Annotated in this window: 10 protein-coding genes; 5 read left to right on the plus strand and 5 right to left on the minus strand. The window is 66.6% G+C overall.

Annotated elements, in window-relative coordinates:
• Positions 1-43: 43 nt before the first annotated feature.
• Positions 44-985 carry a LysR family transcriptional regulator gene (locus AC07SQ_RS05105; protein WP_095947022.1) on the minus strand — a complete coding sequence of 314 codons (942 nt, stop codon included), beginning with the start codon at positions 983-985 and terminating at the stop codon, positions 44-46.
• Between the two features lie 214 nt (positions 986-1,199).
• Between AC07SQ_RS05105 and AC07SQ_RS05110 the strand changes: the two genes are divergently transcribed.
• Complete coding sequence (locus AC07SQ_RS05110; RefSeq protein ID WP_487848510.1) at positions 1,200-2,360, plus strand: porin; 1,161 nt, start codon at positions 1,200-1,202, stop codon at positions 2,358-2,360.
• An 8-nt stretch (positions 2,361-2,368) separates the two neighbouring features.
• Here AC07SQ_RS05110 and AC07SQ_RS05115 read toward each other — a convergent pair whose 3' ends face one another.
• Positions 2,369-2,773, minus strand: coding sequence for an OsmC family protein (locus AC07SQ_RS05115; RefSeq protein ID WP_495270545.1), 405 nt, complete (start codon positions 2,771-2,773; stop codon positions 2,369-2,371).
• A gap of 178 nt (positions 2,774-2,951) precedes the next feature.
• On the opposite strand from AC07SQ_RS05115, the gene AC07SQ_RS05120 reads away from it, so the two are divergent.
• The 4 genes from AC07SQ_RS05120 to AC07SQ_RS05135 all read left to right on the plus strand — a co-directional run bounded on the left by AC07SQ_RS05120 (position 2,952) and on the right by AC07SQ_RS05135 (position 6,751).
• Positions 2,952-3,161: a hypothetical protein gene (locus tag AC07SQ_RS05120; RefSeq protein WP_495270544.1), complete on the plus strand. Its 210-nt coding sequence runs from the start codon at positions 2,952-2,954 to the stop codon at positions 3,159-3,161.
• A 293-nt stretch (positions 3,162-3,454) separates the two neighbouring features.
• Positions 3,455-3,919, plus strand: coding sequence for a hypothetical protein (locus AC07SQ_RS05125; protein WP_062471967.1), 465 nt, complete (start codon positions 3,455-3,457; stop codon positions 3,917-3,919).
• A 134-nt stretch (positions 3,920-4,053) separates the two neighbouring features.
• Complete coding sequence (fusA, locus tag AC07SQ_RS05130) at positions 4,054-6,114, plus strand: elongation factor G (RefSeq protein WP_495270543.1); 2,061 nt, start codon at positions 4,054-4,056, stop codon at positions 6,112-6,114.
• A gap of 73 nt (positions 6,115-6,187) precedes the next feature.
• On the plus strand, positions 6,188-6,751 hold the full coding sequence (locus AC07SQ_RS05135; RefSeq protein WP_495270542.1) for a hypothetical protein: 564 nt from the start codon (positions 6,188-6,190) through the stop codon (positions 6,749-6,751).
• A gap of 13 nt (positions 6,752-6,764) precedes the next feature.
• On the opposite strand, the gene AC07SQ_RS05140 is transcribed toward AC07SQ_RS05135, so the two are convergent.
• The 3 genes from AC07SQ_RS05140 to mrdA form a co-directional block, all read right to left on the minus strand.
• Positions 6,765-9,152: a DNA polymerase II gene (locus AC07SQ_RS05140; protein WP_495270541.1), complete on the minus strand. Its 2,388-nt coding sequence runs from the start codon at positions 9,150-9,152 to the stop codon at positions 6,765-6,767.
• 233 nt (positions 9,153-9,385) lie between these two features.
• Entirely contained in the window at positions 9,386-10,561 is a 1,176-nt protein-coding gene (locus tag AC07SQ_RS05145) for a class I SAM-dependent methyltransferase (protein WP_495270540.1), read from the minus strand.
• Between the two features lie 137 nt (positions 10,562-10,698).
• Positions 10,699-12,675 carry a penicillin-binding protein 2 gene (gene mrdA, locus AC07SQ_RS05150; protein WP_495270539.1) on the minus strand — a complete coding sequence of 659 codons (1,977 nt, stop codon included), beginning with the start codon at positions 12,673-12,675 and terminating at the stop codon, positions 10,699-10,701.
• Positions 12,676-12,690 lie beyond the last annotated feature (15 nt).

Genomic DNA, 12,690 nt, shown 5'->3' on the forward strand with positions numbered 1-12,690 from the left:
ACCAATGCCTTGTGGCCCCCAGCCATGCATCCTGCTTATAGCTTCAGGGGTGCTTCCTCGCGTAGCGGAACAGGTGCTCCTTCAGCGTGTTCGCCGCCTCGCCGCGCTCGTCGCGCACGCTCAGGATGCCCAGCGGCGGCAACGCGGGCAGGTCGGTCACGTCGATCAGTGCGATCTGCCCCATGTCGATGAACTGGCGCATCGCGCTGTAGGGCGTGAAGCTGAGCAGCGTCTCGCTCTGCAACTGGGCCAGCACCATCGCGCTGGAGCGGACCTCGAGCTTGCGGTAGCGCGCCGCCGTGCCGTGCGCGGCCATGAGGGCGTCGAAGGTCTTTCGCGCATGGGTCGCGGGGTGCAGCATGAGCCACATCTCGTCCAGCAGGTCCGACAGGCGCAGCCCGCGCTTGCGCACCAGCGGATGGTTCGGGCCGGCAACGACCACGAGCCGGTCGGGCAGAAGGTCGGCAAACTCCCAGCCCTCGGGCCACACGGGCGGTTCGCGGCACAGCATGAGATCGACCTCACGGTTCGAGATCAACGCGCTCGACTCCGCAGCATTGGCCTCCTGCAGCTGCACGAGGATGTCGGGCTTCGATTGTCCGAAAGCCGGCAGCGCCCGCACCAGCAGGCCGTTGATGGCGCCATGGATCGCGCCCACGCGCACGATGCTGTGCCCACTCGATTGACGAAAGGCCACGAACTGCGTGCCCGCCTCGAGCGTGGCCAGCGAGCGCTGCACGAACGGCAGCAGCTCGCGCGCCATGTCCGTCATGCGCATGCCGCGCGCATGGCGATGGAACAGCGGGCACTGAAGAAACTCCTCCAGGTCGGCCACCAGGTGCGTCACCGCGGGCTGCGTGAGGCCGATCGCGTCGGCCGCGCGCTGCGCGCTGCCGAACTCGGCGATGGCGGCAAACGCCTGCAGATGGCGAAAGCGCGCCCCCGTCATGAGACGCGCATAAAGAACAGCAGACGACGGAGTCATGGCACAGGAGCAGGCCGCAACGGCCTCGGCGGGAAAGCCCGGATGCTAAGCGCCCCTTGCACGCGCGGCCATGGGTTGTGTCCCTGAGGCCGGGGCACCCAGCCATAAGCAAAGCAGACCTCTCGGTCTCAATTTTCATTTGTTGTGTCCCCGCCCCAAAAGAAGAATCGCGGCCGGCAACGCAGCCCTCAGCACAACAACGGAGACAGAACGCATGAAGAAGAGATCGATCGCCCAGGCCGCCCTGGTCCTGGCCCTTGCCGCATCGGATGCAGTGCACGCCCAGTCCACCCTCACGATCTTCGGCGTGCTCGATGCCTCGATCACCTCGACCACCAACCGGGCGCAGAACCTGTCGCCGCTCGGCGGCAGCGTCTCGCTTTCGCGCACCGAGCTGGCCAACAGCCGCAGCGCCAGCAGCCGGCTGGGCTTCATGGGCCAGGAAGACCTGGGCGGCGGCATGGCGGCGGCGTTCTGGCTCGAAGCCCCCGTGACCAACGACGACGGCGCCACCGGCATCGCCACCTTCTCGCGCCGCTCGACCTTGAGCCTGGTGGGCACCTTCGGCGAACTGCGGCTGGGCCGCGACTACATGCCGGTGTTCGTCAACGACGTGCTGGTCGACCCCTTCAGCTTCAACGGCGCCGGAGCCGCCCTCACCTTCATCGCCAACACCGGTTCGCGGCTCGACCGTGTCTCGCGCGCGAACAACTCGATCGCCTACTTCCTGCCACCGAACCTGGGTGGCTTCTACGGCCAGGCGATGTATGCGCTGCACGAAGGCACCAAGCAGACGCTGTGGACCACGCCGCCACCGCCCAACAGCACGCGCACCGGCCGCCACATCGGCGCGCGCTTCGGCTACGCCAAGGGACCGCTGGACATCGGCGTTGCCTTCGGACGCAGCACGACCGGCGACGACTACAACGCAGGCACCACCGACGAAGTGCAACTCGCAAGCCTGGGGCTGACCTACGACTTCAACTTCGCCAAGTTCCATGCCGGCGTCAACCGCAGCAAGGCCGGCCGCGACTACGCGAGGCCGCCTGTCTCGCCGCTGCCCGACGCCACGCTGAACAGCGCCCTGATCGGCGTCACCGTGCCGGTGGGTGTGGGCGTGATCCGCGCGACCTATTCACGGGCCGTCTACGACGAGCACCTGAACGACAACCGCCCCGACCCGCAGGCCAGCAAGATCGCGCTGGGCTACCTGCACAACCTGTCCAAGCGCACCGCGCTGTACGCCACCGTGGCCCGGCTGCGCAACAAGAATGGCGCGGCGATCACCATCGGCGGCCCGGCCTACCTGCGCAGCGCGTCGCTCGTGCCGACGACGTCGACGGGCTACGACGTCGGCATCCGGCATGCGTTCTGATCCAGCGGTCAGGCCGCCGCCACCCCACGCTCGCTCGTGATCTCGGCGCCTTCGCGCATCGTCTTCGTGACGGGCGTGTTGGCCACCACCTCGAGCAGCCGGCTCCACTGCGCATCGGTCAGCGGAGCGCTGGCGTGCAGCACGCGGTGGATGTGCGCCTTGCCGTCGGCGTCTTTCGTGAAGCTCAGCTCGGCCTTGAACTCGCCGAGTTCCCAGCCCTTGCGCTGGGCGTACATCCGCAGCGTGATCGCGGTGCAGGCGGAGAGCGCGGCCAGGTAGTAGTCATAGGGCGCCGGCCCTGCGCCCCGCCCGCCCAGCGATGCCGGCTCGTCCGCCACGAGCTGGAACTTGCCGACCTGGATGCGGTGGTTGAAATTGACGTCGGTGGAGACGATCGTTGCGGTGTGGCCCATGGGTGTGCTCCTGTTGACAAGCAAGCATTCTGGCGCGGCCGAACGCCCGAAAACATCAGCGCCAACGGGGTTGATCCAGACGCTCATAATGCTCGCCGGGCGGCCATGCCAGGGGTCGCCAGCCACCCGGCACAAGCGGGTGCGCCGCCTTCCTGCCTGGCATCGACGGAACGACACCATGAGCGCTTTGCACATGTTTCTACCGGTCTCCGAGCCCGCGCGCAGCGAGGCGCTGGCGCTTTTCATCAAGACACACCACGTGCCCCGCCACCTCGTGAGAGGCACCTCGCGCAAGATGCCGGACGACTGCGCCCCCCCCGCGCCGGTTCGCACCTCGCAGGAACAACCGCAGGCCGCATCCGCCCAGCCATCGGCCGCATCGGCCTAGGGCAGGCAGACCGCAAGGAAGACGACCCTCGTCGCGCCGGCCGCGCGCGGCGCGTGTTCGTGCGCCCTTCTTGGCTCGCCTCCGGCGGCCGCCGGGCCTCGCGTGCCACATCGTCGCGAGTCGGCCCGTCTTTCCATTCACCTACACCGAAAACCCGGGATAAAACCCACCTTCATCGGTCACACTGGCGACATCGACAAAAAAATGCGCGAGTTGTCGCGACATACTGCACGAATGCAAAAAAATCACATGGAAACGAGCCGCCCCACGATGCGCTCGTTCCGCAGCCAGCCATGACGGAGTTGAGGGTCAGCTGGGAGCACACGTTCCCCGACGACGGGACGAAGCTGGTCATCCATTCGAACTGGGTTTCCAACACCCCCGCCACGCAGGCCTACCTCGAGGCGCTGGTCGCGCGGGTCGGGCAGATGGACCCGGCGCCTCACTGCGTTTTCGAGAAACGCCAGGCCGTCCCTTCGCGCTCGTTGCCGCCGGACCTCGGCACCTTCACCTCGGCCGAGTTCTGGCAGGTGGCCGAGCTGCTGCACCTGCAGGCCACCCCGTCCCTCGCCGCCGCGCGGCTGGTGCTGGTCGAGGGCATGCGCCCGGCCAAGGCGGCGAGGCAGCTCAACACGAGCCCGCAGGCGTTGACGAACACGCTGCGCAAGATCCGCACGGAGCGCGCAACCTCGTCGCGGCTGGGCAGGTTGCCCGCCGACCGGCCGCCATCCGAAGGCACCGCGCCGCAGGAGCCCTGAGCGGCCGACCGGCGCGCCCTCCCCGGCTTGCATCGGCACGGTCAATCCCGTACGCTGGCCCGGCGTCGATGCGCAGCACCCGAGCCCTTGCGGGCCGCCGGGCCGGCCTTGCGGACGCGCAAAGGAGTCCCGCCATGCCAAGCCGATCGAACGGCCTCGCGGCCGAAATGGAAGCAGTGCGAACGCTGGCGCTGGTGGGCGCGGCGGCCGCCGGCAAGACCTCCCTGGCCGAGGCCCTGTTGTTCAAGGCGGGCGCCGTCGGCGCGTGCGGCAGCGTCGAGCGCGGCAGCACCGTCAGCGACCACGATCCGCTCGAGCGCCGCATGCTGCATTCGCTCAACGCCTCGGTGATGCACCTCACGCACGCCGGCACGCGCATCCACCTCATCGACACGCCCGGCGGCCCCGACTTTCTCGGCCAGAGCCTGCCGGCGCTGGAGGCGGTCGAGACGGTGGCGGTGGTCATCAATGCCGCCACCGGCATCGAGCCGATGGCGGTGCGCATGATGGAGTACGCGGCCTCGCGCCACCTCGCCCGCATGATCATCGTCAACAAGATCGACTCGCAGGGCGTCTCGCTGTCGGGCCTGCTGGCCGACATCCAGGCCACCTTCGGCCGCGAATGCCTGCCGCTGAACGTGCCCGACGGGCTCAACCGGCAGGTGATCGACTGCTTCTTCAACCGCTTCGGACGCTCCGACTTCGGCCCCGTCGAAGCGGCGCACCGCGCGCTGGTGGAGCAGGTGGTCGAGGTCGACGCGGCCTTCGTCGACCTCTACCTCGAGGAAGGCGGCGTCGACCCGTCCGAGCTGCACGCGCCGCTCGAGCAGGCGCTGCGCGAAGGCCACCTGATCCCGGTGTGCTTCACCTCGTCGCGCAGCGGCGCCGGCGTGGCCGAGCTGCTGGACGTGATCGTCAAGCTCCTGCCCGACCCGACCGAGGCCAACCCGCCGGAGTTCCTCGTCGGCGAAGGCGCACAGGCCGAGCCCATGCAGGCCCGGCCCGACCCGTCGCTGCACGTGCTGGCGCACGTGTTCAAGGTCACGATCGACCCCTATGTCGGCAAGATGGGCATCTTCCGCGTGCACCAGGGTACGGTCACGCGCGACAGCCAGCTCTACATCGGCGATGGCCGCAAGCCCTTCAAGGTGGGGCACCTGTTCATGCTCCAGGGCAAGGACCATGTCGAGGTGTCGCACGCGGTGCCGGGCGACATCGTGGCGGTGGCCAAGGTCGACGAGATCCATTTCGATGCCGTGCTGCACGATGCGGCCGAAGACAGCCATGTGCACCTCGCGCCGCTGCCGTTCCCGGTGCCGGTGTACGGCCTGGCCGTGGAGCCCAAGCGCCATGGCGACGAGCAGCGCGCCTGGGAAATCCTCGGCAAGCTCGCGGCCGAAGACCCGTGCCTGCGCATCGAACATGTGGCCGCGACCAACGAGACGGTGCTCTACGGCCTCGGCGAGCTGCACCTGCGCCTCGTGCTCGAGCGCCTGCGCGAGGTGTACCGCTTCGAGGTCCTGACGCGGCCGCCGCGCATCGCCTACCGCGAGACCGTGACCGCGCCGGCCGAGGGCCACCATCGCCACAAGAAGCAGACCGGCGGCGCCGGCCAGTTCGCCGAAGTCTTCCTGCGCATCGAACCGCTGGCGCGCGGCGCGGGTTTCGAGTTCGCGGACGAAGTCCGGGGCGGCGCCATTCCGAACCAGTTCATCCCCGCGGTCGAGAAAGGCGTGCGCGAGGTGCTGGCCTACGGCGCGATCGCCGGCTACCCCGTGGTCGACGTGCGCGTGGTGGTGTACGACGGCAAGCACCACAGCGTGGACAGCAAGGACATCGCCTTCGCGACCGCCGGCCGCAAGGCCTTCATGGCCGCGATCCGCGAGGCGCAACCGGCCGTGCTCGAGCCGATCGTCCAGATCGAGATCGCCGTGCCCGAGCATGCCGTGGGCGACGTCACGAGCGACCTGTCGTCGCGGCGCGGCCTGGTCACCGGCACGTCGGGCCTGGGGGCCGGCACGGTGGCCATCGGCGGACAGGTGCCCGAGGTCGAGCTGGCCAACTACCAGTCGCGCCTCAATGCGATGACCAGCGGCCAGGGGCGCTACACCATCGCGCTGTCGCACTACGAGGCCGTGCCGCCGACCGTGCAGCGCACGCTGATGGGGCAGTACCGGGTGCGCGACGACGACTAGGAGCCCACCGGGAGCATGACGCTGCCATGGCCTAATGGCCGGCATCCGCCATTCATCCCGCACGGGCTCCCCGATGAAGAAACTGCTGCCGCTGGTCCTGTCCACCCTGTTCGCCCTGCCCGCCTCCCAGGCCCACGCTGCACCGAGCCAGCCGTACACCGCCGACCAGGCGCGGGCGCTGCTCACGCAACTCGGTGCGCACGTGATGGTCATCAATTCCGACCAGACGCTGATCAAGAAGAAGCCGGCGAACGCGTTCGACGTGCTGACCTACTACCCGCTGCCCAAGGCCAAGGTCGACGAATACAAGCGCAACGGCCACATCGTCAACACGAACGACGACATCGCCGACGCTGCCACCTACCGGATCAAGGACTACGCGCTGACGAACGAGAAGAACGAGAAGCTGCGCCTGAAGGACGACGGCAGTGCGCCGTCGCTGCAGGACTTTTCTCTCTGGACCTACGACAACGCCCTGAGCAGCCAGCGGGGCTTCTACGTGAAGCTGGACAAGCCCTTCGAGCGCGTCAAGGGGCACCTCACGGTGGTGTTCGAGATGCCCGGGAACCTCCGGCACGAGACGCGGGTGCCGGTCGACCTGTCTATCACGGACAAGGACCCGCGGCCCGGCACCTGATCCTGCGGTCGCTTCACGGCGATCCTGGCTCGAAGAGCTCGCGCTGCGACGTCGTCAAGGCCGCGAAGCTGTCCCCCATGGGCTGAAGAATGGCATCGGCGATCGGCTGCAATTGCCGGGTGAGGTAGTGCTCGTAGTCGATGCGCGAATGGCGGGTTTCCAGCGGCTCCGGCCCGTTGCGGGTCATGACGTACTGGATCCAGCCGCCCTTCTGATACTGCTGGGTCCGGCCGACCCGGGCGTTGTGCTCGTCGGCGATGCGCGCGGCCCGCACCTGCGGCGGCACGTTGACCAGGTAGTCGTCGAGCCGGTGGCGCAGACGCTTGCGGTAGATGAGCAGGTCGTCCTTGGCGCCCGCCAGCGTCGCCTTCGCATAGTCGGTCACGAAGGCCTTGTAGGGCTCGCCCTGAAAGATGCGTGACAGCAGGCCCTCCTGGAACTGGCGCGCCAGCGGGGTCCAGTCGCTGCGCGCCATCTCCAGGCCGCGGTACACCATCTCCTCCTTGCCCGCGGCATCCACGCTGAGTCCGGCGTAGCGCTTCTTGCTTCCCACCTCCGAGCCGCGGATGGTGGGCATGAAGAACTTCTTGTAGTGCGTGTCGACCTCGATCTCGAGAAAGCTCTCCAGGCCCTGCTCCTCGCGCAGCGTGCGCGCCCACCATTCGTTGATGTCGGCCGCCAGGCGGGCCGCGACGGCGTGCGCCTCGTCGTTGGTATGGGTGCGCCTGAGCCAGATGAAGATCGAGTCGGTGTCGCCATAGATGGCCTCGTAGCCCCGCTGCTCCACGAACTCGCGCGTGAGCTTCATCATCTCGTGCCCGCGCAGGGTCACGGCGGACACCAGCTTGGGGTTGAAGAACCGGCACTCGGACGCGCCCAGCACGCCGGCGAAGGAATTCATGAGCAGCTTCAGCGCCTGCGACAGCGGCTCGTTCTTCGCGCGCTTGGCCTCGTCCCGCGCGTGCCAGAGCGTGGTCACGATCTGCGGCAGGCAGTGCCTGTCGCGCGAGAAGACGGTCTCCTGCGGTCCGTGGATGAGCCCGGTCGGATCGCTCGCATTCGAGCCCTCGACGAGGCCCACCGGATCGACCAGGAAGGTGCGGATGATCGAGGGATAGAGGCTCTTGTAGTCCAGCACCACGACGGAGTCGTAGAAGCCCGGCTTCGAGTCCATCACGTAGCCGCCCGGGTAGGCCTTGCTCGCAATCTCGCCCACGTTCGGCGCCACGTAGCCCAGGCGATGCATCCGCGGCAGGTAGTGGTGGCTGAACGCGGCGATGGAGCCGCCGAAGTGGTCGGCCTGCAGGCCGGTGACCTGGGCGCGCTCCATCATGAACTGCAGCAGCTTCGCCTTGTCGAAGATGCGCAGGACCAGCTCGCAGTCGCGGATGTTGTACAGCGCGAGCGCGGGCTTGTCGTGCTGATACCGCCGCTCGATCTCCGCCATCTTGTCGTACTCGTCGCCGATGGCCTTGCCTTCGCCCAGCAGCGTCTGCGAGACGTTCTCGAGGCTGAACGACGGAAAGCTCCACACCGCGGCCCTGAGCGCCTCGATGCCATCGAGGACGATCCGCCCCGGCGTGGGCGCGAACAGGTAGCCCTGCTTGCCCGGGTGCGTGCGCCATTCGATGGGCCGGCGCTCGCGCCCCAGCAGCAGCGGCACGCCGCAGTCGTTGGCGGTCTTCTGCAGCACGCGCAGGTCGAACTGGACCACGTTCCAGCCGATGAGGACGTCGGGGTCGTTGCGCTCGAACCAGTCGTTGAGCTGCTCGATCATCGCCTTGCGGGTCGGGCAGTAGACGAGCGAGAAGTCCATGGGCTCGCCCGGCTCGGGCGGCGGTTCGCCGAGCATGAAGACGACGCGCTCCGGCGTGCCGTCCAGCGCAATGGAGTAGAGCCCTTCATGCTGGCTCGTCTCGATGTCCAGCGACACGACCTTCAGCACCGGCCGGAATTCAGGCGCGGGGCTGAGCTTGCAGTCGACGAGCATGCTGTGCTCCGCCTGCCCGCCTTCCACCCGCACGCCGGCGGTGATGAAGCGCTCCATCAGGTAGCGGTCGTGCGGGCGCACATCGGCTTCGAGCAAGGGAATGCCCTGCGCCTGCAGGGCGCGCGCCAACCGGCCGATCTGGCGGAAGTGCGTCGCATAGATGCCGAGGACGGCGTCCTGCTGGAAATTCCGGAGCTCCAGCTCACGCAGCTGCACGCCCGGCATGGCCGCGAGGTGGACTTCCACCGCCGCCCTGTGCCGGGCGGCAACGAACGCGACGCTGCTGCGGGAAGTCAGCACCACTTTCCTCGGCCCCGCCTCGGTGGCCAGCCAGTACTCGATCTCGGTGCCGGTCGGTGCATCACGCCAGTGGCGCGTGAGGATGAAGCCCTGGAGGTCGGTGGAGGTCACGGGCGCTGGGAGATCGGGGCGAGGGGAAGGCGGACGAGGGGCCAAGGATTTTCACCCGGCTGCGTTCAAGTTGCTGTCAGGGCTGATGACCCGAAAACCCGCCCCATTCGTCAAAGCCAAAGCAAGACGGGTCAGAGCTTGTGGCTCTGACCCGTTGATCTATCTACTGAGTTGGTCGATGTGAAAGGGCCGGCCCGCGTTCGCTTGTCGAGGGTGACACGCCCACCGATTCGTCATCGGGTCCGTCCGGCTCCGAACTGAGCGCTGAGCTTTCGAAGAGGACGAGTCACGGCCCACGACCGCGAGGCATGGATGCCTCTCAGCTCGTCGCTCAAATGCTCAATCAACTTGTCGTCAGCGCTCTTCTGGGATTTCAACGCCTCGATCTGCTTGTCTCGAGCTTCGACCTCGGCTTGCAAATTCTCTTTCAGCGTTTCAATCTCGGCCTGCAAGCTCTCGCTTTTCGACTTGATGCCGGCGACAACCGACTTCTCGGGAGTCTGGTCCACAAACACCTCACTCCTGTCCAGATCAACCTGCCCCTTCCGAAGCACCGCCGTAAACTCTTGCGTTGCAAATCTCGTGTGATAGACGCGTTCGACGGAAAAATCGATGAACCCGGCCTCATGCAGGAAGTTGATAATTTCGAAAAATGAAGTGGGCGTAAATTGCCATGCGTGCGCATCGTGATACGCCTCATCGCCCGGAAGATCAACGAAGAGTTCTTCTTTCAAATCTCGATAGTTCTGACCATCCGGCGCACCATGGTCCCCCGCCCAATGTCGGGCCGCATCGTTGTGGGATCGGTGCAGTCTTTGCGCAAGGAAACTCCTTGCGGAATGCACTCTGCGTTGGGCATGGTACGCCGCAAGAATATCCACCACGGCTGTTTCGGGCAGATAGTGATCGAAGCAATAGCGCCGGTCCGGACAGGCGATGTAGTAGCGGCCACCGTCTTCCAGGACACCGGAGACACCCTGAAAATGCCTGATCAGATCAGGTTGATGTTCAATGCAATGGCCGCTGAAGACGGCAGCAAATTTCCGGTCAACCATGTCGAATCCGCCTTTCGGCGCGACATAGTGAATCTCTGGAACCCTTGACGTCTCATGCCCGGCTTTTTTGACTGCTGCGAAGAGTTCCTCAGTGGATAGAACGTCCATGTAACGAACGTTCTCACCAGTGATGGAAGGCGAATGAAATGGGCCAATCTCCAAGATTGAGCCTTCTTTCTTCGCGAAATCGAGAAGATGGCCTCGCAACGCCCCGTGGCTGCACAAGTGTCCCTTGGAAATTCCCTCTGCTCGGTAGTTTTCCAGCGCATCTTCGTAAGCGAGATGAGACAACTCGGGTTGTTGTTGCCGATAAAAATCCAATTCGAAGATAGAAGGAAGTTCGACTTTTTCCACGTTTGTACCTCTGCGCTGGTTGCTGGGCTCTCGCTGCCGTTCAATTTGAACACCAACTCATCAGCCACAAGCGAAAAAAGCCCAGCCAAAGCCAGGGTGGAAGCAGGCCATCCACAAATGGGCGGCCGCCCCGCCCTTCAAAGCACCCCAGCCTCATCCCCCTGCGCACCGTCGTCCAGCACCGGCACCTCGCTGGCCACCAGCGGTTGGCCGATGGGCGCGCCGGCCTTCCCCACCTGGACCGCCGCCATGTCGGCGTCGTTGGGGTACTGCCCCGCAATCCAGTAGTCGAACACCCGCCGCACGATCGGCGCCGCGTGCGCCGCGCCGAAGCCCGCGTTCTCGACGATCGCGGCCACCGCGATGGTCGGGTCTTCGGCCGGGGCGAATGCCATGTACAGCGCGTGGTCGCGCTGGCGTGCCTCCAGGGCCTTGCCGCTCGCGCGCGCCTTCGGGCTCAGGCCCACGGCCTGCGAAGTGCCGGTCTTGCCGGCCGAGGTGTACGCCGCACCCGCAAACACGCGCGTGCCGGTGCCCCCCTTGGTGACCGCCACCATCGCGTCGCGCACCACCTCGACGTGCTTGCGCGCATAGCCCAGGTCCTGCGCCGGCGGCTGGATCTGCCGCACCACCTCGCCGGTCGACGTGTCGCGAATGGCCCGCACCAGGTGCGGCTGGTAACGCACGCCGCCGTTGGCCACCGTGGCATTGGCCGAGGCCAGCTGCAGCATCGTGAAGCTGTTGTAGCCCTGGCCGATGCCCAGCGAAATCGTCTCGCCCGGGTGCCAGGTCTTCATGTCGGCGCGCCGGTAGGCCGCGCGCTTCCACGCCCTGCTGGGCAGCACGCCGCGCGACTCGCCTTGCAGGTCGATGCCGGTGAACTGCCCGAAGCCCAGGGGCGCCATGAAGTCGTGGATCAGGTCCACGCCCATCTCGGCGGCCAGCGAATAGAAATACGTGTTGCTTGAGAACTGGATGGCGCGGTGCATGTCGACACCGCCCAGCCCGCCCCGGTGGCTGCGGAAGGTGCGCCCACCGAAGTTGTAGAAGCCCGGGTCGTTCTCCACCTTGTCGGCGCTGCGCTTGCCGGTCTGCAGCGCCGCCATCGCCATGAAGGGCTTGTAGGTGGAACCCGGCGGGTAGGTGCCGCGCAGCGCGCGGTTCAGCAGCGGGTTGTCGGGCGACTCGGTCAGCGCCTTCCAGTTCTCCGTGTCGATGCCCTCGACGAACAGGTTGGGATCGAAGGTGGGCTTGCTCACGAAGGCCAGCACCTCCCCGGTCTTCGGATCGATGGCCACGAGCGCGCCCCGGCGCTCGCCGAACATGTCTTCCACGAGCTTCTGCAGCTTGATGTCGAGCGACAGCATCACGGTCTGACCCGGCCTGGCGGGGTGGCGCGACAGGCGGCGCACCGCGTGCCCGCCGGCCGAGGTTTCCATCTGCTCCACGCCGGTCTGGCCGTGCAGCGCCTTTTCGTAGCTCTGCTCGATGCCGACTTTGCCGATGTAGTCGGTGCCGCGGTAGTTGGCGCGCTCGTCTTCCTCCCAGTCGTCCATCGCGGTCTTCTCGCGCTGGTTGATGCGGCCGATGTAGCCGATCACGTGCGCGCCCACCTCGCCGTGCGGGTAGGTGCGAAACAGCCGCGCCCTGATTTCCACGCCGGGAAATCGATAGCGCTGCGCTGCGAAGCGCGCCACCTCTTCGTCGCTCAGGCGGGTGCGGATGGGCAGGGAGTCGAAGCTGCGCGAATCCTCGCGCAAGCGCTGAAAGCGACGGCGGTCCCTGGGCGTCACTTCGAGCAGCTCACCCAGCTCGTCGATGACGGTGGCGATGTCGCTCACCTTCGACGGCGTGATCTCCAGCGTGTAGGCGGCATAGTTGGACGCCAGCACCACGCCGTTGCGGTCCAGGATCTGCCCGCGGTTGGGAACCACGGGGACGATCGCGGTGCGATTGCTCTCGGCCCGGTCCGCCAGCGTTTCATGGCGCACCACCTGCAGGTAGACCAGCCGCGCGCCGATCAGTCCGAATCCGAACAGCACCGCACAGCCGACCACCACCACACGGCGGCGAAAAAGAGCGAGCTCGGCGGCGGCATTGCGGATTTCATTCATCGGGCGAAACGGGGG

This window comes from Variovorax sp. GW821-FHT06D12 (genome assembly GCF_059419205.1).